Source organism: Acidovorax kalamii (assembly GCF_002245625.1).
Lineage (GTDB): Bacteria > Pseudomonadota > Gammaproteobacteria > Burkholderiales > Burkholderiaceae_C > Acidovorax > Acidovorax kalamii.
Genome location: NZ_NOIG01000007.1, coordinates 55257 through 81686, shown reverse-complemented (window position 1 = coordinate 81686; position 26430 = coordinate 55257). Strand labels below are relative to the sequence as shown.

The 26430-nt window shown below is 66.9% G+C and carries 27 protein-coding genes and 1 pseudogene; 17 read left to right on the top strand and 11 right to left on the bottom strand.

Features of this window, described 5'->3' with window-relative positions; genetic code table 11:
- Positions 1-9: 9 nt before the first annotated feature.
- The 4 genes from CBY09_RS11395 to CBY09_RS11380 all read right to left on the bottom strand — a co-directional run bounded on the left by CBY09_RS11395 (position 10) and on the right by CBY09_RS11380 (position 4705).
- Positions 10-603 (bottom strand): YbhB/YbcL family Raf kinase inhibitor-like protein, encoded by a 594-nt coding sequence (locus tag CBY09_RS11395; RefSeq protein WP_094289608.1) that lies wholly within the window; start codon positions 601-603, stop codon positions 10-12.
- A 114-nt stretch (positions 604-717) separates the two neighbouring features.
- Positions 718-1491: a helix-turn-helix transcriptional regulator gene (locus CBY09_RS11390; protein WP_240515685.1), complete on the bottom strand. Its 774-nt coding sequence runs from the start codon at positions 1489-1491 to the stop codon at positions 718-720.
- A gap of 83 nt (positions 1492-1574) precedes the next feature.
- Complete coding sequence (locus CBY09_RS11385; protein WP_094289604.1) at positions 1575-1796, bottom strand: hypothetical protein; 222 nt, start codon at positions 1794-1796, stop codon at positions 1575-1577.
- Entirely contained in the window at positions 1793-4705 is a 2913-nt protein-coding gene (locus CBY09_RS11380; RefSeq protein WP_094289602.1) for a DNA topoisomerase III, read from the bottom strand. Before CBY09_RS11380 ends, CBY09_RS11385 begins: the two co-directional genes overlap by 4 nt.
- Before the next feature lie 121 nt (positions 4706-4826).
- On the opposite strand from CBY09_RS11380, the gene CBY09_RS11375 reads away from it, so the two are divergent.
- The 4 genes from CBY09_RS11375 to CBY09_RS11360 are packed head-to-tail and all read left to right on the top strand — an operon-like array spanning position 4827 to position 7769.
- A complete protein-coding gene (locus CBY09_RS11375) occupies positions 4827-5381 on the top strand; it encodes an SET domain-containing protein (RefSeq protein WP_094289600.1) in 555 nt (184 codons plus the stop codon).
- Positions 5378-6232, top strand: coding sequence for a biotin--[acetyl-CoA-carboxylase] ligase (locus CBY09_RS11370; RefSeq protein ID WP_094289598.1), 855 nt, complete (start codon positions 5378-5380; stop codon positions 6230-6232). The genes CBY09_RS11375 and CBY09_RS11370 overlap by 4 nt, the downstream gene beginning before the upstream one ends.
- Positions 6233-6258: 26 nt before the next feature.
- Positions 6259-6987: a sporulation protein gene (locus CBY09_RS11365; RefSeq protein WP_094289596.1), complete on the top strand. Its 729-nt coding sequence runs from the start codon at positions 6259-6261 to the stop codon at positions 6985-6987.
- 38 nt (positions 6988-7025) lie between these two features.
- Positions 7026-7769: a DUF6882 domain-containing protein gene (locus CBY09_RS11360; protein WP_094289594.1), complete on the top strand. Its 744-nt coding sequence runs from the start codon at positions 7026-7028 to the stop codon at positions 7767-7769.
- A gap of 25 nt (positions 7770-7794) precedes the next feature.
- Here CBY09_RS11360 and CBY09_RS11355 read toward each other — a convergent pair whose 3' ends face one another.
- The 3 genes from CBY09_RS11355 to CBY09_RS11345 form a co-directional block, all read right to left on the bottom strand.
- The gene (locus CBY09_RS11355; RefSeq protein ID WP_094289592.1) at positions 7795-8775 is read right to left on the bottom strand and encodes an MBL fold metallo-hydrolase; all 981 of its coding nucleotides are present in this window, start codon (positions 8773-8775) and stop codon (positions 7795-7797) included.
- A gap of 106 nt (positions 8776-8881) precedes the next feature.
- Positions 8882-10333 (bottom strand): sensor histidine kinase, encoded by a 1452-nt coding sequence (locus CBY09_RS11350; RefSeq protein ID WP_094289590.1) that lies wholly within the window; start codon positions 10331-10333, stop codon positions 8882-8884.
- Positions 10334-10413: 80 nt separating this feature from the next.
- A complete protein-coding gene (locus tag CBY09_RS11345; protein ID WP_063459706.1) occupies positions 10414-11088 on the bottom strand; it encodes a response regulator in 675 nt (224 codons plus the stop codon).
- Between the two features lie 148 nt (positions 11089-11236).
- Between CBY09_RS11345 and CBY09_RS11340 the strand changes: the two genes are divergently transcribed.
- From CBY09_RS11340 to CBY09_RS11330, 3 genes are all read left to right on the top strand, one after another.
- Positions 11237-11893, top strand: a complete 657-nt coding sequence (locus CBY09_RS11340) for a response regulator (RefSeq protein ID WP_094289629.1) — start codon at positions 11237-11239, stop codon at positions 11891-11893.
- Positions 11890-13302 (top strand): sensor histidine kinase, encoded by a 1413-nt coding sequence (locus CBY09_RS11335; protein WP_240515684.1) that lies wholly within the window; start codon positions 11890-11892, stop codon positions 13300-13302. Before CBY09_RS11340 ends, CBY09_RS11335 begins: the two co-directional genes overlap by 4 nt.
- Before the next feature lie 100 nt (positions 13303-13402).
- The gene (locus CBY09_RS11330; protein ID WP_094289586.1) at positions 13403-14614 is read left to right on the top strand and encodes a serine hydrolase domain-containing protein; all 1212 of its coding nucleotides are present in this window, start codon (positions 13403-13405) and stop codon (positions 14612-14614) included.
- Between the two features lie 24 nt (positions 14615-14638).
- On the opposite strand, the gene CBY09_RS11325 is transcribed toward CBY09_RS11330, so the two are convergent.
- Both CBY09_RS11325 and CBY09_RS11320 read right to left on the bottom strand, forming a co-directional pair.
- Positions 14639-15571, bottom strand: a complete 933-nt coding sequence (locus tag CBY09_RS11325) for an N-formylglutamate amidohydrolase (protein WP_094289584.1) — start codon at positions 15569-15571, stop codon at positions 14639-14641.
- Between the two features lie 160 nt (positions 15572-15731).
- The gene (locus tag CBY09_RS11320) at positions 15732-16697 is read right to left on the bottom strand and encodes a tripartite tricarboxylate transporter substrate binding protein BugE (protein ID WP_094289582.1); all 966 of its coding nucleotides are present in this window, start codon (positions 16695-16697) and stop codon (positions 15732-15734) included.
- Positions 16698-16804: 107 nt separating this feature from the next.
- Between CBY09_RS11320 and CBY09_RS11315 the strand changes: the two genes are divergently transcribed.
- The 3 genes from CBY09_RS11315 (at position 16805) to CBY09_RS11305 (ending at position 18641) form a co-directional block, all read left to right on the top strand.
- Positions 16805-17764, top strand: a complete 960-nt coding sequence (locus tag CBY09_RS11315) for a LysR substrate-binding domain-containing protein (RefSeq protein WP_094289580.1) — start codon at positions 16805-16807, stop codon at positions 17762-17764.
- Positions 17765-17885: 121 nt separating this feature from the next.
- A complete protein-coding gene (locus CBY09_RS11310) occupies positions 17886-18113 on the top strand; it encodes a helix-turn-helix domain-containing protein (RefSeq protein WP_094289577.1) in 228 nt (75 codons plus the stop codon).
- A 21-nt stretch (positions 18114-18134) separates the two neighbouring features.
- Positions 18135-18641: a Clp protease N-terminal domain-containing protein gene (locus CBY09_RS11305; RefSeq protein WP_094289575.1), complete on the top strand. Its 507-nt coding sequence runs from the start codon at positions 18135-18137 to the stop codon at positions 18639-18641.
- Here the strand turns inward: CBY09_RS11305 and CBY09_RS11300 are convergent.
- Positions 18626-19114, bottom strand: a complete 489-nt coding sequence (locus CBY09_RS11300) for a MarR family winged helix-turn-helix transcriptional regulator (protein ID WP_094289573.1) — start codon at positions 19112-19114, stop codon at positions 18626-18628. The genes CBY09_RS11305 and CBY09_RS11300 overlap by 16 nt on opposite strands.
- A 142-nt stretch (positions 19115-19256) precedes the next feature.
- On the opposite strand from CBY09_RS11300, the gene recA reads away from it, so the two are divergent.
- From recA to CBY09_RS11275, 4 genes and pseudogenes are all read left to right on the top strand, one after another.
- The gene (gene recA, locus CBY09_RS11295) at positions 19257-20333 is read left to right on the top strand and encodes a recombinase RecA (protein WP_094289571.1); all 1077 of its coding nucleotides are present in this window, start codon (positions 19257-19259) and stop codon (positions 20331-20333) included.
- A gap of 141 nt (positions 20334-20474) precedes the next feature.
- Positions 20475-20948 (top strand): recombination regulator RecX, encoded by a 474-nt coding sequence (gene recX / locus CBY09_RS11290; RefSeq protein WP_094289569.1) that lies wholly within the window; start codon positions 20475-20477, stop codon positions 20946-20948.
- Between the two features lie 62 nt (positions 20949-21010).
- The gene (locus CBY09_RS11285) at positions 21011-21715 is read left to right on the top strand and encodes a hypothetical protein (RefSeq protein ID WP_094289555.1); all 705 of its coding nucleotides are present in this window, start codon (positions 21011-21013) and stop codon (positions 21713-21715) included.
- A gap of 278 nt (positions 21716-21993) precedes the next feature.
- Positions 21994-22765 (top strand): annotated as a pseudogene (locus CBY09_RS11275) (IS5 family transposase); the annotation flags it as partial.
- Positions 22766-22885: 120 nt separating this feature from the next.
- Here the strand turns inward: CBY09_RS11275 and argC are convergent.
- Positions 22886-23818: an N-acetyl-gamma-glutamyl-phosphate reductase gene (argC, locus tag CBY09_RS11270; protein WP_094289551.1), complete on the bottom strand. Its 933-nt coding sequence runs from the start codon at positions 23816-23818 to the stop codon at positions 22886-22888.
- Positions 23819-23998: 180 nt separating this feature from the next.
- Between argC and sucC the strand changes: the two genes are divergently transcribed.
- Genes sucC through CBY09_RS23690 form a run of 3 tightly spaced genes read left to right on the top strand, consistent with a single transcriptional unit; the run spans position 23999 to position 26384 of the window.
- Complete coding sequence (gene sucC / locus CBY09_RS11265) at positions 23999-25159, top strand: ADP-forming succinate--CoA ligase subunit beta (RefSeq protein ID WP_094289549.1); 1161 nt, start codon at positions 23999-24001, stop codon at positions 25157-25159.
- Between the two features lie 15 nt (positions 25160-25174).
- Positions 25175-26071 carry a succinate--CoA ligase subunit alpha gene (gene sucD / locus CBY09_RS11260; protein ID WP_015016294.1) on the top strand — a complete coding sequence of 299 codons (897 nt, stop codon included), beginning with the start codon at positions 25175-25177 and terminating at the stop codon, positions 26069-26071.
- Positions 26072-26108: 37 nt separating this feature from the next.
- The gene (locus CBY09_RS23690; protein WP_133066279.1) at positions 26109-26384 is read left to right on the top strand and encodes a hypothetical protein; all 276 of its coding nucleotides are present in this window, start codon (positions 26109-26111) and stop codon (positions 26382-26384) included.
- Positions 26385-26430: the final 46 nt, after the last annotated feature.

Genomic DNA, 26430 nt, shown 5'->3' with positions numbered 1-26430 from the left:
CCCACACGGTCACTGCTGCTTGCCTTTGGCCGCAGGGCGCCCGTAGCGTGCCGTGAGCGTGGCCTTGCCCAGGCTGTTGGCGTTGATCATGTACCCCGCCAACGCAGCAGTGGCGTCGGCAGGCAGGTCCAGGCGCGGCACCTTGAGCGCATGCACCGTGAAGATGTAGCGGTGCGGCGCATCGCCCTCGGGCGGGCAGGTGCCGCCCCAGGCAGCCACGCCGTAGTCAATGCGCACATGGCTGGCGCCTGCGGGCAGCTTGGCGCCGCCCGCAGCGCCAGCGTCGGTCCGCAGCTCGGTCACGCTGGCGGGGATGTTGACCACCGACCAGTGCCACCAGCCCGAGCCCGTGGGCGCGTCGGGGTCGTAGGCGGTGATGGCAAAGCTCTGCGTGCCTGCGGGTGCGCCGCTCCAGCGCAGGGCGGGCGACTGGTTGTCACCCGCGCAGCCAAAGCCCTTGAACTCGAAGCGCTGGGGCAGCGTACTGCCTTCGGCAAAGTCGGGGCTGGTGAGGGTGAAGGCCTGGGCTGGGGCGGCCAGTGCAAGGCCCAGGGCGGCGGCGGCGGTGAGGGCGCGAAGGGGGCGCGAAAGAGGAAACGACATCAGAAAGGCTCCTTGCGATTGCGGGGTGAAACAAGGGCTTGATGGTGCGGTGCGGCGGGCCATTGCACTCGCCCGTCGGCGTCAAAGGTTGTGCGCGGCGCGTCAGCCGCAGCGTCAGGGGCGCAGCTGCGAGGGCGAAAAACCAAAACGCTCGCGGAACGCGGCGCTGAAGCGGCTGTGTGATTCGTAGCCACAGCGGGCCGCGATCTCGGACACCTGCAGCGCGGAGCTTTGCAGCAGCATGAGCCCCGTCTCCAGCCGCACATCGCGCAGGCACTGGCTCACGGTTTCGCCCTCTTGCGCCAGGCGGCGCTGCAAGGTGCTGGCGCTCATCGCAAACGCGGCGGCGATGCGCTCCAGCGTCCAGTTGGCCTGGGGGCTGGGGCCGATGAGGCGGCGCACACGCTCGGCCCAGCCCAGCTCGCCCGGCGAGGCAAACACGATGCCCGCCTCGGCCAGCATCAGCAGCACTTCGAGCGCGCGGTGTTCGCGCAGGGCCTGCGAGCTGGCCTCGCTCTCCAGCGCCGCCACGGCACGCATGTAGCTGTCTTCAAACGCCGCATCGGCCGCCAGGCCCGCGCAGCCTTGCACTGCGGGCACGGCCACAAACTGGCCGAACTGGCGGTGGAACTGCTCCACCAGCTCGGGCGCAAAACACAGGAGCCGCGCCACGTAGCGGCCCTGCGGGGCGGGGTCGTTGACGATTTCCCACTGCGCGCCGCGCGGCAGCACAAACACGCGCCCGCTGGGGTAGCGATGCCCGCCGTCGGGCGTTACCAGGTGCTTGGTGCCCGACACCACCCAGCCCACCGAATCCATGCGCACCGTGACGGTGTGGATGCGGTGGTGGACGGCGGTGGCGATCTGCAGGGACAGTGCGGGTTCCATCATCTCTCTCTCCCGTGCGGCGCCCGCTCCATCCATCGCGCTGCACTGGGCGGCGGCAGGCTTCGCGCGGGCGCGGGGTGCCGTCAGCGCGTGCGCTCGCGCGTCACGCCCACATCGATGTCGCCAAACACGGACACGCCGCTGGCGCCCTGCGATGGCTGCGGGCTGGCGGGGTCGCTGGACCGTGCGGAGCCCGGTGTGCTGCTGCAACCGCCCAGCACAGCAGCAACAGCAACGACCACCAGCACGGTGCGCCACACGCCCAAGGCGGGCGATGCGACGGGCCTGGCGCCGTGGGGCGTCATCCTTCGCCGCCCAGGTGGTTGCCGAGGATGCCTGCCAGCTCGAACATGCCTGCGCTGTCCTTGCCGAACACGGCGCGCAGCTTGTCATCGGCCACGATGGTGCGCTTGTCCTTGGGGTCCTGCAGGTTGTGGGTCTTGATGTATTCCCACATCTTCTTGACGGCCTCAGGGCGGGCCACCGGCTCGTTACCGATCACGGCGGCCAGGGCGGCGCTGGGCGCCTTGCCTGCGGCGGCCTTGCGCGGGGCTTTGGCGGCGGTGGTTTTGGCGGCAGCCTTCTTTGCAGGGGCTTTTTTGGCCGCTGCGCCCGTCTTGCCTGCCTTGGCAGCTACTGTTTTTGCAGCAGCACCCGGGCGTGGGGGGAATTTGCTGGGCGCAAATTCAAAGTTGACCTTGCCCGCCTCCTTGTCCCACGCCAGGTGGGCCTTGAAGTTGCGGCGCGTGCGCATGCTCACAAACTTGTCGAGCAGGTCGGTCTTGCCGGTGTCGAGCAGCTTGGTCATCTGCTCGCGCTCCACGGGCTGCTGCAGGATGATCTTGCCGCTCTTGAAGGTGCAGCTGGGCGTGGGCTGCGCGGCGGTGGGCACGGCCTTGCTGCACACGTAGTTGCTGCCGTGCTCGTGCACGTCCGATCCGCAGATGGGGCAGGCGCCCAGCGCGGCGTCTTCAAACTCCACAATCTCGCCGGACTCTTCGCCCTTCTTGTCGTCGCCAAAGTCGAATTCAAGCTTGTAGTTGTGCGCCTCGTCGTCGTATTTGATGACGATCTCGGACGTGAAGGGCCAGCCTGCCTTGGAGCGGAAGCCCTCCAGCGGGCCGATCTTCTTGTCGCGCAGCAGGGCGTTGGCCTCGGCGGTTTCAAAGGTGCGGCCTGCGGGCGACTTGCCGAAGCTGAAGCCGCAGCCTTCCGCACCCGGCTTGCCCACACAGGCAAAACGGCGGTAGTTCTCCTTCACCACGCCGCCACAGTTGGGGCAGGGCGATTCGAGCGTGGCGTAGTCGCCGGGGATGGTGTCGCGGTCGTATTCCTTGGCCTTCTTGACCATGCGCTCGGTCATGGCGGCGATCTCGGCCATGAAGGCTTCGCGGCTGAGCTGGCCCTTTTCCATCTGCGAGAGCTTGTACTCCCACTCGCCGGTCAGGTCGGCGCGGCAGAGTTCCTCGACCTCCAGCCCGCGCAGCAGCGTCATGAGCTGGAAGGCCTTGGCCGTGGGGATGATCTCGCGGCCTTCGCGCAGCATGTACTTTTCAGTCAGCAGGCCTTCGATGATGGCCGCACGCGTGGCAGGCGTGCCCAGGCCTTTTTCCTGCATGGCTTCGCGCAGCTCGTCGTCGTCGATCTGCTTGCCCGCGCTTTCCATGGCGCCCAGCAGCGTGGCTTCGGAGTAGCGGGCGGGCGGCTTGGTCTTGAGGCCCTTGGGATCCGCCGCCAGGGTGTTGACCATTTCGCCGGGTTTCACCGGCACCAGGTTCTGGCCCTTGTCGCCGTCCTTGCCGCCTTCGACTTCGTCGGCCGCTTCCTTGCCATAGATGGCCAGCCAGCCGGGCTTGACCAGCACCTTACCTTCGGTCTTGAAGCTGTGCGGGGCCACGGTGCTGATGCGCGTGGTCACCGTGTATTCCGCGCTCGGGAAGAACACCGCCATGAAGCGGCGCACGACCAGGTCGTACAGCTTTTGCTCGGCTTCGCTCAGGCCGCTCGGTGCCTGCAGCGTGGGGATGATGGCAAAGTGATCGCTGACCTTGCTGTTGTCGAAGATGCGCTTGGACGGGCGCACGTAGTTGTTGTTCAGCGCGGTGAGCGCGTGCGGCGCCAGGTGGCGCATGCCGCTGTCGGCCAGCATTTCAAAGGTTTGCTTGGCGACAGGCAAATAGTCTTCGGGCAGCGCGCGCGAGTCGGTACGCGGGTAGGTCAGGGCCTTGTGGCGCTCGTACAGGCTTTGCGCCAGGGCCAGCGTGGTCTTGGCACTGAAGCCGAACTTGCCGTTGGCCTCGCGCTGCAGGCTGGTCAGGTCGAACAGCAGGGGCGACGCCTGGGTGGTGGGCTTGCTCTCTTCGGTGACGGTGGCTTGCTTGCCGCGCACGGCACTGGCAATCGCCTGGGCTTCTGCGGCAGACCACACGCGGTCGGCCTTGGCCTCCGCATCTTCGCCCTTCTTCCACTTGGGGTCGAACCACTTGGCAGGGTACTCACCCGCTTCAGCGCCGAAGGTGGCGTGGATTTCCCAGTAGTCGCGGCTCACGAACTTGCGGATTTTTTCTTCGCGCTCCACCACCAGCGACAGCGTGGGCGTCTGCACCCGGCCCACGGTGGTCAGGAAGAAACCTCCGTCGCGCGAGTTGAACGCAGTCATGGCGCGTGTGCCGTTGATGCCCACCAGCCAGTCGGCCTCGGAGCGGCTGCGCGCCGCGCTGGCCAAGCCCGCCATTTGCTGCTCGGAGCGCAGCGCGTCAAAGCCCTCGCGGATGGCCTGCGGCGTCATGCTTTGCAGCCACAGGCGCTTGACGGGTTTGCCCAGGGGCTTGGCGCCACCGGCGTACTGCTCGATCAGGCGGAAGATCAGCTCCCCCTCGCGGCCCGCGTCACAGGCGTTGATGAGTTCGGTCACGTCCTTGCGCTTGGCCTGCTTGACCACCGCGTTCAGGCGGCTCTTGGTCTTGTCCACGGGCTTCAGGTCAAAGTACGGCGGGATCACCGGCAGGTGCGCAAAGCTCCACTTGCCGCGCTTCACATCGAACTGCTCGGGGGCCTGGATCTCCACCAGGTGGCCCACGGCGCTGGTGACGACATAGCGGTCGTTCTCGAAGTGGTCTTCGTGCTTCTCGAACTTGCCCGCCACGGGGGTCAGTGCGCGCACGATGTCTTGCGCCACCGAGGGTTTTTCTGCAATTACCAGGGTCTTGGTCATTTTTTGGTTTCTCGCCAGTCTGGCTGTCCGGCATCCGGCCGGTCGCTTCTACAATCCGTTGCCTCACGCGTACACGCGCACGCGCATGTGTGTGCATATTCAAGTTAACAGAGTTTTTGCCATGCCCCGCACCGCACCGCCCGCTGCCCCCACTGTTGCACCAGGCCGCCGCATCCAGACGCGGCGCTCGGGCGTGCACGGCAAGGGCGTGTTTGCCGTGCAGGATATTGCAGAGGGCGAAGTCCTTGTCGAATACACGGGCGAAGTGATCGGCTGGCAGGAAGCGCAGGACCGGCACCCGCACGACCCCTTGCAGCCCAACCACACGTTCTACTTCCATGTGGATGAAGACCATGTGATCGACGCAAAGTTCGGCGGCAATTCGTCGCGCTGGATCAACCACAGCTGCAACCCCAACTGCTACGCCGACGAGCGGGACGGCCGCATTTTCATCACCGCGCTGCGCAACATCAAGGCGGGCGAAGAGCTGAACTACGACTACGGCCTGATCATCGAAGAGCGCTACACCCCGAAACTCAAGGCCGAGTATCCCTGCTGGTGCGGCAGCCCCAACTGCCGGGGCACGCTGCTCGCGCCCAAGCGCGGCTGGGCGCCGCCGGTGCCGCTGCCGCCGTCCAAACCTTCCGCCAAGGCCGCAAAAAAGGCCCGGCGATGAATGCCCCCATCCGCTGGCCCGCCGAGGCCATCTGGGAGGCGGTGTCACCGCTGCTGCCGGGCTTCACCGTCGAGGTGCTGCCCACCATCGACTCCACCAACACCGAACTCATGCGCCGCGCGCGCGCAGGCCGGTGCGATCCCACCCTGCTGGTGGCCGAGCAGCAGACCGCCGGGCGCGGGCGGCTGGGGCGGGTATGGCAAAGCGATGTGGGGGCTTCGCTGATGATGTCTTTGGGCCTGCCGCTGGCGCCCAAGGATTGGTCCGGCCTCTCGCTGGCTGTGGGTGTGAGCGTGGCCGAGAGCCTGCAGCCCGTGCTGCCGCCACTGGGCGCCAACCAGCCCGCGCGCGTCGGCCTGAAGTGGCCCAACGACCTCTGGCTGGGCGGAGCCGCAGGCGACCGCAAGCTGGGCGGCATCCTGGTGGAGACCGCGAGTTTTGTGGCGCCCCAGGCGATCTCTGCCCAGACGGGCGCGGCCACCACACGCTATGTGGTGGTGGGCATCGGCATCAATGTGCTGCCGCGCAGCGCCGAGGGCATGAGCATGCCCCCTGGCAGCCTGCAGGACGTGGAGCCGGGCCTGGATGCCCCCACCGCCCTGCTGCGCATCGTGCCACCGCTGGCGGCCATGCTGCAGGCGTTTGAAGGCTATGGCTTTGCGCCCATGCAGCCCCGGTTCGCCGCGCGCGATGTACTGCAAGGCCGTGCTGTGACCTTGAGCGATGGCCACACAGGCACCGCGCACGGCGTGGGCGACGATGGCGCCCTGCTGGTGCACACGGCGGGCGGCATGCAGGCCATCACTAGCTCCGAAATCAGCGTCCGGCCCAGCGCCGTGCCGCCGGTTTAAGAACGCCCGCAGAAAGGCCCTCCCCCATGCTCCGACTCGCCGTGATCGTGCTGCTGCTGGCCAACGCGGGCTACTTCGCGTGGTCGCAGGGCCATCTGCGCCCCTGGGGCTGGGCCCCGCAGGAGCAGGCCGAGCCCCAGCGCATGAACCAGCAGATCCGGCCCGAAACGCTGCAGATCCTGAAGGTGAATGCGAGCAAGACCTCCTCGGGCGCGCCCGTGCCCGCCCCTGCCGCACCGTCTGCGCCCACCGCAAGCACCACCACTGCCGCCGACAATCCCGCATCCGCCGCCGCCCCGGCCGCTGACCCCGGCGAGTGCCTGCAGGCCGGTGTGTTTGACGAGCGCCAGGCCGAGGCCCTGCGCACCGCCGCTGCAACCCTGCCCCAGGGCAGCTGGGCGCTGGAGCCCACACCCATTGCAGGCCGCTGGATGGTCTACATGGGCCGCTTTGAAGACCAGGAAACGCTGGACCGCAAGCGGGCCGAACTGCGCGCCCGCAAGGTGGACCACGACCGCGCCGGGGGCACGCTCGAACTGGGCCTGTCGCTGGGCCGCTTCACCACCAAAGAGGCCGCCGAGCGCGAGCTGGCCAACCTGGGCACCAAGGGCGTGCGCACGGCCCGCGTGGTGCAGGAGCGCCCCGACGCCCCTGGCTTCACACTGCGCCTGCCCGCCGTGAACGATGCCCTGCGCCCCCAGCTGGACGCCCTGCGCAGCGCCATGGCGGGCAAGACGCTGCGCACCTGCGGCTGAGAACCTGCTCCAGGCCCCCTCATCCCCACCGCGCCACCATGAGCGAAGAGCCGACATCCATCCAGTGCGGCGAGCACGGCGAAGCGGCGCCCACCTACGTCTGCGGCCACCTGTGCCGCCACCCGGTGCAGCGCTGGTTTTGCGATGCACCCTCGCCAGACACCCCCTACCCGGACGCTTGGTGCGCCAGCTGCAACGCCGAGCTGATGGGGCATGGGGGTGAGTGGAACGAACACAACGCGCAATGCCTGGACCTTCAGATCCTGTGCCACCACTGCTACCAGGACGCCATGGCGCGCAGCGTGGAGGCACTGGACGGCGATGCCGAAGCAGCCTGGATTGATGCGGTGACGCAGGGCCACCACACGCTGCGGGACAAGCAGCGCGCGCTGGAACAGGACCACGGCATCTCGCGCTTTGAGCGCTGGGACTACGATCAGTCCGCTGGCACCTTGACCTTCTCGGACGGCGGTGTGCCCCGTGTGGTGGCCGACATCGAGTTCATCGGCTCGGTGTCGGAGGCCAGCGGCACCTGGCTGTGGGCCTGGGCCAATTTCCACAACGAGGCCCCGGTGGTATCGCGCATCGCGGCGGTGCGGGAGTTTGGCGAAGCCCAGGGCTTCCCGCACCTCACGGTGCCGCTGTGGAAGGGCGATGCCACCGATGGCTGGGAGCTGGCAGGTGTGGCCGCGCAGGTGCTGGGCGCCCAGGGCGTGTACCGCGTGCCCACGGCCCGGGGCTTTCTGTACATGGCACTGATGTCGGTACAGAAGGTGGCGTAAGCACCGCCACTACGTCAGCGCAGCGCTACATCAAAGGTATGGCGCGCGTCTCGCCCTGCGGCAGGCCACGCTGCGCCAGTGCGGCGGCCAGGTCGCGCGGCGGGTGGTCGAAGGCCTCCTGCGTCAGCATGAACGTGCCCCAGTGCACGCCCATGGCCTGCCTGGCTTCCACATCCAGCATCAGCTGCACGGCGTCCTCGGGGTTTACGTGCATGGGCTTCATGAAGTCGCGGGGCAGGTAGGCACCGATGGGCAGGGCCAGAAAGTCCACGGGCCCCAGGCGCTGGCGGATGGCCTTGAAGTCGTCGCTGTAGCCCGTGTCGCCCGGGAACAGAAAGCGCCAGGGCGCAGCCGCCTGCGGGCGCGCCCATTCCAGCAGATACCCGCCCCACAGCGAGGCATTCGTGTCCCACGGGGTGCGGCGGCTCCAGTGCTGGGACGGCGTGAACACCACGCGCACGCCGGGGGCGAGGTCGGCGTGCTCCCACCAGTTCAGCGCGGTGACGGGGCCCATGCCCCGCTGGGTGAACCAGTCGGCCAGCCCCAGCGGCACCACAAAGCGGGGCGACTGGCCCGCGTCGCGCAGGCGGCGCAAGGTGCCGTAGCACAGGTGGTCGTAGTGGTTGTGCGAGATCAGCACCACGTCAATGGGCGGCAGCTCCTCGGGCGCCAGGGGCGCGGGCACGCGGCGCGGGGCGCCGAAGCGGCCCAGGGGGCCCGCAAAATCGCACAGCGTGGGGTCCATCAGCACGTTCAGGCCCGCCACCTGCAGCAGCATGGAGACATGGCCCAGCCAGGTGATCACGGGCGCCTGCTGGCGCTGTGCCAGGCGCGCCGGGTACACGGGCTGCGTCCACTGCCGGGCAAAGGCCTCGTAGCCGCCCGCCGGTTCGCTGCGCGGCTTGAAATCGCCGCGCAGCGAGCGCCAGACCATTTCGTACCAGGGGAAGTTGCCGATCACCACGGCAGGGTGGGTGTTGGCAAAGCGGCGGGGCGGTGGCGTCATGGGGGTGCTGCGTCAGTGCGGTGAGGTCGCATGATGCCGGATGGCCGGTTCCGTGGCGGGTGGCCAGGGCATCGCCGCGGCGGCACAGGCCCGGCCCTCCGCCAGGTCAGCCCTCCGCCACCACATCCCGCGCCACAAAACGCACGCTGAAGCGCGCCCCCGGCGGCTGCTGGCCGGGGCGCGCGTCTTCGAGCGTGACCTCGGCGCCATGCTGGCGTGCGATCTCCAGCACGATGGGCAGGCCCAGGCCGGAACCGTCGGCCTCGCTGCCCAGCGCGCGGTAGAAGGGCTGGAACACCAGCTCGCGCTCGGCCTCGGGGACGCCGGGGCCGGAGTCTTCGACCTGCAGCAGCAGCACCTGGCCAAAGGTGTCGGCCAGCACGCGGGCGGTGACCACGCCGGGTTTCTCGGCCGTGGAGGGGGTGTAGTTGATGGCGTTGTCGAGCAGGTTGCGCACCAGCTCCTTGAGCAGCGTGGGGTTGCCGTCCAGGGCCACGCCAGGGGTGCCGGGTTCGGCGCCGTCGTAGCCCAGGTCGATGTGTTTGTCGAGCGCACGCGGCACGGAGTCGCGCACCACCTCGATGGTCAGGCGCGCCAGGTCGCAGGGCTGGCGCGCAAACGCCACGCCGCCGCCTTCGGCGCGTGCCAGGGCCAGCAGCTGGTTGACGGTGTGGGTGGCGCGGATGCTGGAGCGGCCGATCTGCTGCAGCGAGCGCTTGAGTTCTTCAGTGCTGGTGCCTTCGCGCTGGGCCAGGTCGGCCTGCATGCGCAGGCCCGCCAGCGGGGTCTTGAGCTGGTGCGCAGCGTCGGCCAGAAAGCGCTTTTGCGTGGCCAGGGAGTCACTCAGCCGCTGGAGCAGGTCGTTCACCGACGCCACCAGCGGCGCCACCTCCAGGGGCACGGTGCGGTCGTCCAGCGGCGAGAGGTCGTCGGGCTTGCGCGCGCGGATGCGCTGCTCCAGCTGGTTCAGCGGCTGGATGCCGCGCGCCAGCGCCAGCCACACCAGCAGCACGGCCAGCGGCAGGATGACGAACTGCGGCAGCATCACGCCCTTGATGATTTCGGTGGCCAGCACGCTGCGTTTTTCGCGCGTTTCGGCCACCTGCACCAGCGCCATGGGGGTGCCGGGCAGCGGCAGCCGCACCCAGATGTAGGCCACGCGGATCTCGATGCCACGCATCTCGGCGTCGCGCAGGCGCACCTCGCCCGACAGGGGCACCTCGTCGGCCGCGGGCTCGGGCAGCTCGCGTTCGCCCGACAGGAACTCGCCGCCCGGCCCGATGACCTGGTAGTAGACGATGTCGGAGTCGTCGGCGCGCAGGATCTCGCTGGCGGGCTGGGGCAGGTTGAACTGGACGGCATCGCCCGCCACGGTGACCAGCTGAGCAAGCGCGTGGGCGTTGTATTCGAGCGCACGGTCGAACGGCTTGTTGGCCAGGCCCTGCGCCACCAGCCAGGTCAGCGCAAGGCTCACGGGCCACAGCAGCAGCAGCGGCGTGAGCATCCAGTCGAGGATCTCGCCGAACAGGGAGCGCTGCTCTCGCTGAAAGATCTTCAAGGCGTTTGCCGTGCTGGTTTTATGAAGAAAATTGGCCGCTACCGCGCATCCATCATGCCTTGATAGCTATCAATTTCATACTACCCAGGGATTTTTTCGAGGCAGTAGCCCAGACCGCGCACGGTGGCGATACGGATGGGGCCGCCCTCGATCTTCTTGCGCAGGCGGTGGATGTAGACCTCGATGGCGTTGTTGCTCACCTCTTCGCCCCACTCGCACAGGCGCTCCACCAGCTGCTCCTTGCTCACCAGGCGGCCCGCGCGCTGCAGCAGCACCTCCAGCAGGCCCAGCTCGCGCGCCGACAGCTCAATCATCTTGCCGTCGATGGTGGCCACGCGGCCGGCCTGGTCGTACACCAGCGGGCCGTGCTTGATGGAACTGCTGGTGCCGCCCATGCCCCGGCGCGTGAGGGCGCGCACACGCGCTTCCAGCTCCTGCAGGCTGAAGGGCTTGGCCATGTAGTCGTCGGCGCCAAAGTCCAGGCCCTTCACGCGCTCTTCCACGCTGTCGGCGGCGGTGAGGATGAGCACCGGCAGCGCCGAGCCCCGGCTGCGCAACTTTTTCAGCACTTCCAACCCATGCATCTTGGGCAGGCCCAGGTCCAGGATGAGCAGGTCGAACTCGTTGTTGGTCATCAGGGCCGCGTCGGCCTCGGTGCCGCTGGCGACATGGTCCACCACGGCGCCCGAGGCCCGCAGGGTGCGCAGCAGGCCATCGGCCAGCACCTGGTCGTCTTCGGCAATGAGGATGCGCATGCGGACTGTCTCCTTGGGTGGTGCGGCCCGTGGGCGGGCCTGTGTCGTCATTGTCTGCCTGTGCGAGGATTTTAGGGCGCCCAAGACGCCAACTCCCTGTCCGGCGCCTTTGGCTGGCTGCAAGCTGGGGGCACGGAAAATGGCGGCCATGCACATCCTGCTCATCGAAGACGACCTGGACCTGGGCCAGGCCCTGCTGCAAGCCCTGCAGCAGGGCGGCTTCACGGTGCAATGGCTGCGCAGCGTGGCCGCCACGCCGCCCCTGCCTGACGCCAACGAGGTCGCCGCCGTGCTGCTGGACCTGACCCTGCCCGACGGCCAGGGCATGGCGCTGCTGCGCCGCTGGCGCCGCGCGGGCCTCAGCCTGCCGGTGATCGTGATCACGGCCCGCACCGCCTTGCAGGACCGGCTCGACGGCCTGGATGGCGGGGCCGACGACTACGTGCTCAAGCCTTTCGACGTGCCCGAGTTGCTGTCGCGCCTGCACGCCGTGCTGCGGCGCAGTGCGCGCCAGGCCAGCGAGGAGTGGACGCTGGGCGCACTGCGCCTGATGCCCCGTCGGCACGAGGCCTGGGTGGGCGACGAGCCCCTGGCGCTGTCGCCGCGCGAGTTCCGGCTGCTGGTGGAGCTGGCGCGAGAACCCGGCAAGGTGGTGGCCAAGAACGTGCTTGCCCAGCGGCTCGAACCCCTGGGCGACGCGCTGGACGCCGCCACGCTGGAGGTGCATGTCTCCAACCTGCGCAAGAAGATCGGCGCAGAGCGCGTGGTCACGGTGCGTGGCGTGGGCTACCGGCTGCAGCCATGACACCACCGACCGAAACCCCCGCGCCCCCACGCGGCTGGTGGGGCCCGAGCCTCATGCGCCGCACTCTGCTGGCGCTGCTCGCGGCCATGGCGCTGGTGTGGCTGGTGCTGCTGGGCCAGGCGGCCATCACCCACTACCGCGCCATGGACACCAACCCCGGCGTGCGCCAGCTCGCGCAGGGGCTGGCAGGGGCGCTGGCCGCGCTGGACCAGCCCGCCGAGGCCCGGGCGCTGGTGCACGGCATGGCCCACACCCTCAACGCCATGCGCGCAGAGGTGGATCTGCTGCAGGGCACTTCGTTGCTGCTGCAGCTGCAGGACCGCACAGGCCAACTGCTGCACAGCAGCACGGCCGGTGTGCACGCGGTGGTGCTGGCAGGCGACGCAGGCCATGCCGCGATGGACGTGGCTGGCACACCCCATTGGGTGGCGTGGGAAAGCACGGGCCCCTGGCGCGTGGTGGTGGCCGAGCCCCGCCTGGCCGATGCGCGCCTGCTGGGCTTCATGGGCGAAGACCTGGCGGCCTCGGTGCTGCTGGCGCTGCCGCTGGTGGGCCTGCCGCTGTGGCTGGCCGTGCGCACCGGGCTGCGCCCGCTGGCGCGGCTGGATGCCCAGATCGCCGCGCGCTCGGCCCATGACCTGCGGCCGCTGCAGCACCTGCCACCCCAGCGCGAGCTGCACGGCCTGGCCCAGTCGTTCGACCAGCTGCTGGCCCGCCTGCGGGCCCACCTGGCGCGCGAAAAGGCCCTGGTGCACGACGCGGCCCACGAGCTGCGCACGCCCATGGCCGTCATCGCCACCCAGGCCCATGTGCTGGCGCAAGCCCCCGAAGGCCCCGCACGCGCGCAGGCCAGCGAGGCGCTGACGCGCGCCGTGCAGCGCGCCGCGCACCTGAGCGAACAGCTGCTCACGCTGGCAGCCCTGGAAGAAGCCCCCGCGCTGCACCCCGCCGCGCCCCAGGACCTGATGGCGCTGCTGCAGGACTGCCTGGCCGAGCGCGCGGGCTGGGCCGAGGGTCTGGGCGTGGAGCTGTCGCTTGACGGCCCGGACACCCTGGAACTGCCGTTGGACCGCCAGCTGCTCTGGTCCGCCCTGGGCAATGTGCTGGACAACGCGCTCAAGCACGGCTGTGGCCCGGGCGCGGGGCGCGAGGTGCAGTTGCGGGTGCGGCAGGAGGGTGGCGACGTGGTGGTCTGGATTGCGGACGACGGCCCGGGCATAGCGGCCGGCGAGCAAGAACGGGTGTTCGAGCGCTTCTGGCGCTCGCCACGCGCGCGCAGCAGCGGATCGGGCCTGGGGCTCACCATTGCGCAGCAGGCCATCGGCCACCTGGGCGGGCAGGTCCGCCTGGGGCCGGGGCTGCACGGGCGGGGCGTGGGCTTCACGCTGCGCTGGCCGGTGGCGGGCTGACAACCCGTACCCGGCACCTCCACGCCCAGCGCAGATCTTTGGGTTCGCCCAAGGTTCGCGTTTCAACAATCCCGGCATCTTCTTCACTTCACGAGATGCCATGAACCCTACCCACCTTGTTACCCCGTCCACGGCGCGCAGCGCCTTCCTCCTCTCGCGCCGCCACTGGCTGGCCGCTGCAGGCCTGTCCGCGCTGGGCAGTGTGCTCACCGCCTGCGGTGGGGGCGACGACGACGACCCCCGTGAAGCCCACAAGCGGGTGCAGACTCTGGCGCAAGGGCTGGTGAAGCAGGGCGTGGTGGGCGCCGCAGCCGGGTGGGCAGACCCGCGCCAGGTCCGCACAGCCGTCGCGGGGCTGCGCCGCCTGGGGGGCAATGCGCCCCTGGCCACCGGCGACCTGATGGCCATCGGATCCAACACCAAGGCCATGACGGCCTGCGCGGCAGCGAGTGTGGTGGACCAGGGCCTGCTGCGCTGGGACAGCACGCTGGCCCAGACGCTGCCCGAGCTGGCGCGGAGCGCCCTGTCCGCCTACCAGCAGATCACGCTGCGCGACCTGCTGGACCACCGTGCCGGGGTGATGGGGTTTTCAGCCATCGAAGACGTGGACCTGTTCGTGAATGCAGTGGGCCCCGAGGTGCTGGCGCGCTTGCAGCAACCTGCGGAGGCAGAGGCGTTCTTCCTGCAGTGGCTGCTGCGCCAGCCGCCCGTTCGCGGGACGGGCGCGGACCCGGGCTTTGCCTACTCCAACGCAGGCTATGCGCTGGCGGCCCGCATGCTGCGCGCGGCCACGGGCCTGGGGTGGGCGGATCTGCTGCGCCAGCGCGTGGCCCAGCCCCTGGGCCTTTCGCTCTTTGTGGGAGAACCGATGCGTGCCGGCAGCCAGCAGCCCGCCGGGCATGAAATCCTGGACGGGCGGCTGCAGCCCCTGCCCCTGGCCGAGGCGCCGGAACGCGTGTGGCTGGAAGTCCTGGACCCGGCGGGCGCCGTGAGCCTGACAGTGGAGGAGGACGCACGGTGGCTGCAGTGGCATCTGCGGGCGTTGCGCGGCGACGCCACCCCCTTGCCGCGCAGCTACGTGAAGGGCCTGCAGGACCTGGGGCACGCCCCCGCAGGCCGCTATGGCCTGGGCTGGCTGGTGCATGCGGCGCACGGCACAGGTTGGCTGCTGCACAACGGCCAGGACGCGGGTTTTCAGGCCATGTCGGTGGTCGCACTCGATGGTTCGCGCGCGGGCCTGGCCCACAGCAACATCGCCACGGCGGACAGCATGGGCCTGCTCTACGAAGGGGTCTCCACGCTGGTGGCCTGAGCCCGCCGGGCCCGCGCCGGGTGCTCAGCGGGGGTCGTGCGCCAGCAGCTTGTGCACCAGGGCTTGCAGGTCGGCCTGCAGGCGGGCCATGCCCTCGGGGTGCTGGGCGAGCGTGGTCTCGTCCATGTAGAGCTTGCGGTTGATCTCGACCTGGATGCTGTGGCGGTGCTGCGCCGGGTGGCCGTAGCGGCGCACCAGCTCCACGCCCTTGTAGGGGTGGTTGTATTCCACACTGTAGCCACACGCGCGCAGGTGCTCGCAGATCAGCGCCGACAGCGCCGGGCTGGCCGTGCTGCCGTCGCGGTCGCCGATCACAAAGTCCGCGTGCTCCAGCCCCGGGAACTCGGTGGCAAAGCGCCCGGCCACGGCGGGCATGGAGTGGCAGTTGAGGTGGATGCTGTAGCCATGGCGCGCATGGGCCGCGTCAATGGCCTGCGCCACGGCCGCGTGGTAGGGGCGCCAGCAGCGGTCGATGCGCGCGCGCACCTCGGCCACGGTGAGCAGGCGCTTGTAGATGGGCTCGCCTTCATCGGTGAACTTCCAGATCAGCCCCTTGCCCAGGCGCACCTTGCTGAGCACCTTGGGGTCGGTGGAGATGGGGTCGGGCCAGTCGCCGTCGAGCAGGCTGGTGTCCAGCTCGGTCGTGTCGCGGTTGGCATCGAGGTAGATGCGGGGGAAATGCGCCTCGACCCAGGCCACGCCCAGCGCGGGGGCAAAGGCGTAAATCTTTTCGACGTGCGTGTCTTCCGCCCGGCGCAGCGTGGGCAGGTCGCAGGCGGAGCCAAAGTCGGCCGGGTACTGCGTGCCGCTGTGGGGCGAGTCGAGCACCAGCGGGGTGCTGCCGGGCACTGCCGTGACGGTGGCAGCGGATGGCGTAGAGGCAAGCCCCGGCGAACCGGTGACGCCGGGCTGGGCTTGCTGGAATCGGTGGTGGATCAGTCTCAAGGCTGCATGCATAGGCAGAGTGTGCGCAAAGTGGGGCGGCTGGCCTAGCCACCCAGACCGGAATCAGGCCATGGTTATCCCTCAGGGACCAGGGCATCCGGCTCACGGCCGGGCAGGGGCAACCCCTGCCCACCGGGCGGCCTTGTCCCTGCGGAACAAGGCCAGTCCCGGATCAATCCAGGGCGATCTTGGCGTAGGCCGCCACGCGTTTCATCTTGTCGATCTCGCTGCCGATCTGGGCCGTGAACTCCTTGGGCGTGGTGCCCGAGGGGTACAGGCCCTGGCCTGCCAGGCGCTCGCGCACGGCGGGCTCCTTCAGGGCCTGGGCCACGGCCTGCTGGATGCGGTCAACCGCTGCGGCGGGGGTGGCGGCCGGGGCCACCAGGCCAAACCACGAGGGTTCGTTGGCCTGCTTGTAGCCCAGCTCGGCATAGGTGGGCACCTCGGGCAGCACGTCCAGCCGCTCAGGCCAGGACACGGCCAGCGCCTTGAGCTTGCCCGATTTCACATGCGGCAGCGACGAGGCCACCTGGTCGAAATACACCGCCACCTGGCCCGCCAGCACGTCGTTGACGGCCGGGCCTGCGCCCCGGTAGGGAATGTGCACCATCGAGGTGCCCGTGCTGCTCTTGAACAGCTCGCCCCACATGTGGCCGATGGTGCCGTTACCCGGCGTGGCGTACGACACCTTGCCGGGGTTGGCCTTGAGGTATTTGACGAGGTCGGCAAAGTCCTTGACCGGCAGCACGGCCGGGTTGACCACGATCACGCCAGGGGCCTTCACGATCTCGGTCACGCCCACGAAGTCCTTGGTGGGGTGGTAGGGCAGCTTGCTGTACACAGCGGGGTTCACGCCGTGGGTGGAGAGCGTGGCCACACCGATGGTGAGGCCGTCGGCCGGGGCGCGCGCGACTTCGGCCATGCCGATGGAGCCCCCGGCTCCGCCCCGGTTGTCGAGCACCACGGGCTGCTTGAGGATGCGGGCCAGCGATTCCTGCAGGCTGCGGGCCGTGATGTCGGTCGCGCCGCCGGGAGGGAAGGGCACGACCAGGCGCAGTGGCTTGCCCTCCTGCGCCAAGGATATTCCTGGAGCGAAAGATAGGGCGGCCATTGCAGAAAGCAGGCGACGGCGTTGCATTGAAAATTCTCCTATGAGGTGCATTGAGGTTAAGTGAATTGGTGCGCTCTACCAAGCAATGGATATGCCTGATAACATTCCAAATTGGAATGATTTGATTACTTACGATGTCGTCCCTGCGCCGCCTTGCCCCGCCCCTGCACCTGCTGCGGGCGTTCTCCACCGTGACGCGGTTTGGCGGCGTGTCGCGTGCTGCTGAAGCCCTGCACCTCACACAAAGCGCAGTGAGCAAGCAGATCAAGGAGCTGGAGGGCTGGGTGGGCGTGCCGCTGTTCGAGCGCAGCCGCAAGCGCCTGGCGCTGACCCCTGCAGGCGAGCGCTACGAGAAGGCCGTGCGCGCGGTTCTGGCGCAGCTGGAGGCGGCCACTCTGGAGCTGATCACCAGCGACGACGGCGGTGGCGCGTTGCACCTGTCCAGCCTGCCCACCTTCGCCGCCAAGTGGCTGATCCCGCGCCTGCCGCAGTTCCAGCAGCAGCACCCGCAGGTCACGCTGCATTTTGTGCCCTACATGCACAGCTACAACTTCGACCGGCCCGAGCTGGACTGTGCCATCCTGTTCGGCGACGGCCATTGGCCCGGTGCCCACGCGCACTACATCACGGGCCACGACGTGGCGCTGATTGCCCCCCGCAGCAAGGTGGCCGACTGGCCCATCCACACCCCGCGCGACGTGGCACGCCACGCCCTGCTGCGCCATGTGACCGTACCCGAAGCCTGGCTGCGCTGGAGCGAAACCCATGGCGTTCCGGGCCACATCGACCCGCTGGCCGGGCCGCAGTTCGACCAGTTCCAGACCATGATCCGCGCAGTGATGGCGGGCATGGGCCTGGCGCTGGTGCCGCGCTGCCTGGTGCAGGACGAGATCACCGCCGGCCTGGTGCGCGAGCCCCTGGCCGATGCACCGCAGCGCGGCGGCTACTCCAGCACCGTGGGCTACTGGCTCTGCTACCCCGAGGGGCGCACGCAGCTGCACGCGCTGCAGTGTTTTCGGCAGTGGCTGCTGGCCTGTGCGCAGCCGGTGGCGCCCCCGGCAGCACCGTTGTTGAGCGCCAGCGACAGCCCCTGATTGAAAGGGGACAGGATCAGTGCCGGGAAACGAGGCCGCGTCCCTCTCCGGGTCCAGACCACAGCGCGCAGCTCGTCAACCAAAGTTGACACACTTTGCACTCGTCAACTATAGTTGACAAATGCAAGCGCCGCCCCCATCCCCGCTTCCCTCGCCCGACCACCCCGAGGCCGCATTGGCGGCCGTGGTGGCTTTGCGCCTCATGGCCGACCGGCTGGAATCCAGTGCAGTGGCCGCTGCGCTGGAGCAGGGCTGGTCATGGGCGCAGATCGCCCAGGCGCTGGGCGTGAGCAAACAGGCGGCCCACAAGCGCCTGGCCGCCCAGGTCGCGCGCCCCACCCACCCTTGATCGCATTGAAGGAGCCTCTCCATGCTGCAACGCATCCGCCAACGCCTGCAGGACATGCGCACCCTGCGCCAGCTATTCACACGCGCCGAGCACCACGCCCGGGCCCAGGGGCAGCCACGGCCGGGCGCTGAGCACTTCCTGCTGGCAGCCATCGAACTGCCCGATGGCACCGCACGCCGCGCCTTCGAGCGCATCGGCGCCAATCCCGATGCCATCCCTGCGGCGATCGAGCAGCAGTACCGCGACGCATTGGCCCAGGCGGGCATCCAGGCCGATATGCCGCCCGCCAGCCCTCTGACGGCGCCACAGCCCCGGGCCTTCCACGCCCAGCCCTCTGGCCAGAGCCTAGTGCAGGCACTGGCCCACGCACGCAAAGGCCAGCCGGGCCCCTTGCTAGGCGCGCATGTGGTGGCGCTGGTCGCAGCCGCGCCACAAGGCGTGGCTACGCGCACGCTGAAGGCGCTGCGCCTGGACCCGGCAGCACTGGTACAGGCCGCGCGGCGCGAAAGCGCCTACCCCCCCGCGTAGGCCTCCAGCCCGATGGTGACAACGGTGGCCACCTCGTTGCCGACCTCGGCGCGGAACTCGGCTTCGGCCTGCGCCACGGCATCGCGGAAGGCCTGCAGCCAGGCCAGCCCCACGGGTGTGAAGCACACGCGGCGCGCACGGGCGTCCAGCGGGTCGGCTTCGCGCGTGACCAGCCCCCAGGCCTCGCACTGGTCCACCAGGTTGGCCATGGCCTGCTTGGTCATGCCCGCGCGCTGGGCCAGGTCGGTCAGCCGGTCACCCGAGAGCGCCAGGTGGCGCGTGATGTGCACGTGGGCGGCCGTCACCTGGTCGCGCGCGGCCAGGTTGGACAGGGCCAGCGGCACCTCCACGTTGTGCGCCATGAGCTGCAGCACCCGCGCGTCGAAGCGGCGCATGGCGTGGCCCAGCAGGCGCCCCAGGTGGGTCTGGCGCCAGCCGTCTTCGGCAGGGGATGAAGCGAGCGAATCAAGCATTCCCAAATTGTCAGGCAAACTGACCAAATTATCCTTGAAGAACAAAAGACGGCTCGCATAAACTACTGTTCAAGCATCCAGCCTGTGATTAATTGCAGAGCCATGCAAACACCCAACCCATTGTTTCTCAAGGAGTTTTCCCATGGACCTCGCAGTCAAAGGCACCAACCCCGCATTGCCCGTGAACACCGAAAAGGCCAAGGCCCTGGCCGCTGCGCTCGCCCAGATCGAGAAGCAGTTCGGCAAGGGCACCATCATGCGCCTGGGTGAAGGCGAGGTGATTGAGGACATCCAGGTGGTGTCCACCGGCTCGCTGGGCCTGGACATTGCCCTGGGCGTGGGCGGCCTGCCCCGGGGCCGCGTGGTGGAAATTTATGGCCCGGAATCGTCGGGCAAGACCACGCTCACGCTGCAGGTGGTGGCCGAGATGCAAAAGCAGGGCGGCACCTGCGCCTTCGTCGATGCGGAACACGCCCTCGACGTGCAATACGCCCAGAAGCTCGGCGTGCAGCTGTCCGACCTGCTGATCAGCCAGCCCGACACGGGCGAGCAAGCGCTCGAAATCGTGGACAGCCTGGTGCGCTCGGGCGCCGTGGACCTGATCATCGTGGACTCGGTGGCCGCCCTCACGCCCAAGGCCGAAATTGAAGGCGAGATGGGCGACGCGCTGCCCGGCCTGCAAGCCCGTCTGATGAGCCAGGCGCTGCGCAAGCTCACCGCCACCATTAAGAAGACCAACTGCATGGTCATCTTCATCAACCAGATCCGCATGAAGATTGGCGTGATGTTCGGCAGCCCCGAAACCACCACCGGCGGCAACGCGCTCAAGTTCTACGCCTCGGTGCGCCTCGATATCCGCCGCACCGGCACCATCAAGAAGGGCGACGAAGCCATCGGCAACGAAACCAAGGTCAAGGTGGTCAAGAACAAGGTGAGCCCGCCCTTCAAGACGGCCGAGTTCGACATCCTGTTCGGTGAGGGCATCAGCCGCGAGGGCGAGATCATCGACATGGGCGTCACCGCCAAGATCGTGGAGAAGAGCGGTGCCTGGTATGCCTACAACGGCGAGAAGATCGGCCAGGGCCGCGACAACGCGCGCGAGTTTCTGCGCGAGAACCCGGACCTGGCCCGAGAAATCGAAAACAAAGTGCGGGAGCAACTGGGCATCGCCCTGTTGCCTGCAGCACTGACACAAGCCAGCGCTGCAGACGAGGCGTAAGTCAAACACAGCTGCCATGCCGCCAGAACGAGGCCCGCAAGGGTTTGGCGGCAAGTCAGACATCAAAAAATTGAGCCCCAAAAGGGCTTCACCGCCCAATAGCAAAGCACTGTTTGCTATCAATTTTGATAATCCATCACCATGGGCTTCACCACGCTGTCGCTCAAAGGGCGCGCACTGCGGCTGCTGAGCCAGCGCGAACACTCGCGCGCCGAGTTGCTGCGCAAGCTGGCCCCGCATGCGGAGGCGGGCGATGACCTCCACGCCCTGCTTGACGACCTGCAGGCACGCGATTTCATCAGCGAGGCGCGGGTGGTGGAGTCGGTGCTGAACCGCCGCGCAGGCCGCCTGGGCGCAACGCGCATCCGGCAGGAGCTGCAGTCCAAAGGCCTGGGTGCCGACGCAGTGCAGCAGGCCATGGCCCAGTTGCAGGACAGTGAACTGGAGCGCGCCCGCGAAGTGTGGCGCCGCAAGTTTGGCGAGCCCGCCGCAGACCCGCAGGCCCGCGCCAAGCAGATGCGCTTTTTGCTGGCGCGGGGGTTCTCAGGGGATGTTGTGCGGCGCGCCGTGCGCAGCGATGTTGAGCCGCCGGGCGAGCAAGACCAGACGCGATGAGATTGACAGTAAAGCATGCGATCTATGATGCGCAATGAAAACCTCTTTAAAGGAAGCGCTCAATGTCGTTGAAGTATCTCGTAGGTTTGGGTGGGCTTGTGTTCGCATTGGTCGGCTGTGGCAATGGAGGCTCTGATGCGCATGAGGCGGTGTGCTTCGACAATACCTTCTATGCCGAAGGTGCGCAGATCAAGATCGTGTATGAGCTCAGTGGTTCGTCAAGTGGCAAGGAAGCTTGGTCGTCCACCGTGACCAGTGTCAACGCAACCCTAGACGGAGTGAGTGGGCTCGTGCAGCGGCGCGAAGAGCATACGCCCGAAGGCTTGTCTACGCGCCACGTGTTTACCTCTGAAAAGCTGCTCTCCGCTGGTGTCGTCGCGCGGCATGGAGAGACTCGCTACAACAGCGTCGCGCCGTTGTTGTCGTCTGTGGTCGAACGCTACGCCCCCCCGTTTGTCGATGCGCGTGCAGAACTGCGTACGGGCGAATCGGCCACCTACCCGAAGCAGGGTGAGCGTACGGCCATGGGCTCCGCAGGAGGGCCTGTCGTAACCCCATTTAGTGATTTTGTTACGGTTACTTTTGTAGGGCAGGAGAGCGTAAGTGTGCCCGCCGGTGTTTACCAAGCTTGTCGTTACACCACCTTCACCCAGAGCACTGGCGTTTCCGTTACGCAATGGCTGCATCGCGGAGTAGTGGTCCGCCAGGAGTCCAGAGGCACGGTGCACGCCCTGATCAATGGAACATTCAATGGCTTACCGCTCTAGGCTTGGAGTTGAATTGCCCTACATGGTCCGCACAAGGAGAACAAGCTTTTCGTCGTGATGGTTAGCGGATGAAGTTGCCGGACGGACTCCAGCAACCCCGCTCGAGTGACCGTAGCTCGATGCAGTGCACGGCCGCGACGATCGGCGCCGTGCAACTGAAACACGCGCTTGGCCAAGTCGATGCCCAGAATCACAAATTCCACGTAGGCCTCCGGTAGCGGCAAGTTGTGAAGAATGCCCTGTTTCCTGCCGGGGTAGCATCGGGTCCATCCCAGTAGCAGTGGTTAACTTTGCCGGATCCGGCGATGGAAGAAGCCTTCTTTGACACCCCTATCTACAGGGAGTTTGCCGGGCTCAATGCCAATGGCAGAGTGCCTGACAAGAGCACCATTTTGAGGTTCCACCATCGGCTGTAGAAGCACAAGTTGGCCAAGCATATCTGGCTACCGCCAACGAACTGCTGGCAGCGCAGGGCTTGCTGATCAAGGCTGGCACTGCGATGGATGCCACCTTGATCTCAATACCCAGTTCTACCAAGAACAAGGACAAAAAGCGCGATCCAGAGATGCGCTCCAGCCAAAAGGGCAATGAATGGCACTTTGGCATGAAGGCCCACATTGGCGTGGATGCGGATTCAGGGTTGGCGCACACCGTCGCCGGAGCCTTGGACAACGTGACCGACATTGGAGAAGACAACAGCTTGCTGCACGGGCAAGAGAAATACGGGTTTGGTGACGCGGGCTATCAGGGCGTGCGCAAGCGCCCGGATGCCAGGGCGGGCTGACGTGGCACATGGCGATGCGCCCGGACAACCGCAAAGACCTGGACAAAGAGAACAACCCCGTTAACACGCTCATAAACCAAGTGGAGAAGATCAAGGCGAGTATCCGAGCCAAGTCAGAGAACCCCTTACGGGTGATCAAACGGCAGCTTGGAGATGCGAAGGTGCGCTACCGGGGTTTGAAGAAAAAACCGCTCCAGCTCAAGACGCTGTTTGCGCTGACCAATCTGGGGATGGCGTGCCATCAATTGCTAGCGGCGCAGGGGTAGGTGCGCCTGAAAACAGGCAGAGGGCCTCGAAAGCGATGCAGATGGCCCGAAAGGGCGTGATCTGAAAATACGTGCCCTGTATCACTCGCAAATCCGAGTTGTTCAGAACATCCCAGGGACTTACACGCCCAGCATCAGCTGCAGGTTTTGCACCGCTGCGCCGCTGGCGCCCTTGCCCAGGTTGTCCAGGCGCGCAATGACCACGGCCTGCCGGTATTGCTCGCTGGCAAACACGCGCAGTTCCAGCTTGTTGGTGTCGGTCAGCGTGTCGGCGGCCAGTTTCAGGTCATCAGTGGGGGGCAACACGCTCACCCACTGCTCGGGCGTATTGGTGCGGCTGTAGTGGCTGGCCAGTGCGTCGTGCAGGTCACTGGCCTTGGGCGCGCCCGGCAGCAGGTCCAGGTGCAGCGGCAACTGCACCAGCATGCCCTGGCGGAAGTTGCCCACGGCAGGAATGAACACGGGGCGGCGTGTGAGGCCGGTGTAGCGCAGGATTTCGGGAATGTGCTTGTGCGACAGGCCCAGCGCATAGGCCTCATAAGGCGCTGCAGTGCCTGCCTCGTAGGCTTCGATCATCGTGCGGCCGCCGCCGGAGTAGCCCGACACCGAGGGCAGGCTCAAGGGGTAGTCCGCAGGGATCAGGCCCGCATCGACCAGCGGACGCAGGATGGCAATCGCGCCCGTGGCGTAGCAGCCGGGGTTGGACACGCGGCTGGCGTCGCGCACGGCTTGCGCCTGCGATGCCGCCAGTTCTGGAAACCCGTACACCCAGCCATCGGCTGTGCGGTGGGCGGTGCTGGCATCGATCACTTTGACTGTGCGGCCCGAGCTGCGTTCGATCTCGTCGACCATGGCCACGGTGTCGCGCGCGGCATCATCGTGCAGGCACAGCACCACCAGATCCACACCCGCGATCAGGTCGCGCTTGGCGACCGGGTCTTTGCGCAGCTCGGGTGCAATGCTGACCAGCTCGATCTGCGGCATGGCCTGCAGGCGCTCGCGGATCTGCAGGCCCGTGGTGCCGGCTTCGCCATCAATAAAGACTTTGGACATGGGTGTTCCTTCGTGTGCAACAACCGGGCTGCGGCCCGATGGTAAGGGGATGTACGTACTAAGCACATGGGATGGTGCGTTGCAACATGATACAGTCGCGGGTTGCCATGTCCCAAGCCCGCGGCCAGACAACTGTTCATGGTAAACGGGTAACTACCACCCTTCCCTGAGAGAGACCTCATGAAGATTCACGAATACCAAGGCAAGGAAATCTTGCGCAATTTTGGTGTGCCCGTTCCGCGTGGCATTCCCGCATTCACGGTGCAAGAAGCCGTCGAAGCAGCCCAGAAGCTCGGCGGCCCCGTGTGGGTCGTGAAGGCCCAGATCCACGCCGGTGGCCGTGGCAAGGGCGGCGGCGTGAAGGTTGCCAAGACCATTGACGACGTCAAGGCACGCGCCAGCGAAATCCTGGGCATGCAACTGGTCACGCACCAGACGGGCGCTGAGGGCCAGAAGGTCCGCCGCCTGTACATCGAAGACGGCGCCGACATCAAGAACGAGCTGTATGTGTCGCTGGTCACCGACCGCGCCACGCAGAAGGTCGCCCTGATCGCTTCGAGCGAAGGCGGCATGGACATCGAGGAAGTGGCCCACTCCACGCCCGAGAAGATCGTTACCGAGATGATCGATCCGCTGGTCGGCATCACCGAAGCGCAGTCCCGCAAGGTGGCAGCAGCCATCGGCCTGACCGGCGCTTCCATCGACCAGGCCGTAGACATCTTCGCCAAGATCTACAAGTGCTACATGGACACAGACGCGTCGCTGGTGGAAATCAACCCGCTGAACTGCGACTCCAAGGGCAACCTGATGGCCCTGGACGCGAAGTTCAACTTTGACGCCAACGCCCTGTTCCGCCACCCCGAAATCGTCGCCTTCCGCGATCTGGACGAAGAAGATCCCGCCGAAGTGGAAGCCTCCAAGTTCGACCTGGCTTACATCAGCCTGGACGGCAACATCGGCTGCCTGGTGAACGGCGCTGGCCTGGCCATGGCCACCATGGACACCATCAAGCTGTTCGGCGGCGAGCCCGCCAACTTCCTCGACGTGGGCGGCGGCGCCACCCCCGAGAAGGTGACCGAAGCCTTCAAGATCATGCTCAAGAACCCCAAGGTCAAGGGCATTCTGGTCAACATCTTCGGCGGCATCATGAAGTGCGACACCATCGCCACCGGCGTGATCACCGCCTGCAAGGCCGTGAACCTGAATGTGCCGCTGGTCGTGCGCATGAAGGGTACGAACGAAGAGCTGGGCAAGAAGATGCTGGCCGAGTCCGGCCTGCCCATCATCGCTGCAGACACCATGGCCGAAGCTGCGACCAAGATCGTTGCTGCCGTCAAGTAAGCCCGGAGAACACACATGTCGATCTACATCAACAAAGACACCAAGGTCATCACCCAGGGCATCACGGGCAAGACGGGCCAGTTCCACACCGAGAAGTGCCAGGAATACGCGAACGGCAAGAATGCCTTCGTGGCAGGCGTGAACCCCAAGAAGGCTGGCGAGTCCATCTTCAACATCCCGATCTATGCCTCCGTCAAGGAAGCTGCCCAGCAGACCGGCGCTACCGTGTCGGTAATCTATGTGCCTCCAGCAGGTGCTGCGGACGCCATCTGGGAAGCCGTGGAAGCCGACCTGGACTTGGCCATCTGCATCACCGAAGGCATTCCCGTCAAGGACATGCTGATGGTGCGCAACAAGATGAAGGCCAAGGAAGCTGCTGGCGGCAAGAAGACCCTGCTGCTGGGCCCCAACTGCCCCGGCCTGATCACGCCTGACGAAATCAAGATCGGCATCATGCCCGGTCACATTCACCGCAAGGGCCGTATCGGCGTGGTGTCCCGCTCGGGCACGCTGACGTACGAAGCCGTGGCCATGCTGACCGAAGTCGGCCTGGGCCAGTCGAGTGCCGTGGGCATTGGTGGCGACCCCATCAACGGCCTCAAGCACATCGACGTGATGAAGGCCTTCAATGACGATCCAGACACCGATGCCGTGATCATGATTGGCGAAATCGGTGGCCCGGACGAAGCCGAAGCCGCCCAATGGTGCAAGGCCAACATGAAGAAGCCCGTGGTGGGCTTCATCGCTGGCGTGACCGCTCCTCCCGGCAAGCGCATGGGCCACGCAGGCGCCCTGATTTCTGGCGGCGCCGACACGGCCGACGCCAAGCTGGCCATCATGGAAGAGTCCGGTTTCGTGATCACACGGAACCCATCGGAACTGGGCAAGCTGCTGAAGGCCCAGCTGAAGTAAGTCACGCTTCGCCCACGGCAACGGCCATGCGCTCTGCATGGCCGCCGCCAAAGGGGCGAATGCGCAGTGGCTCCAGGCGCCCGGAACCTCGGTTCCGGGCGCTTTTTTCTGCCCTTTTTGCGCCCAAGCCAACGTGGCGGCAGGTTCTCCCACACCGGGAGCAAGCATCATTCAATGTGACAAAAATGGCATCTCCGCTGAACATCAAGCCACAGACGCGACAAGAACGGCACAGGCAGCATTCCCACAGCGTTGTTCGTTACAAAAATTCGCAAAATTTCAGCCCCAAGACCTGGGCGCAGTTATTGCTTAAATGACGGTTCAATACCTGAGTGGAACAAGAGCAAGTGGGCAGAAAA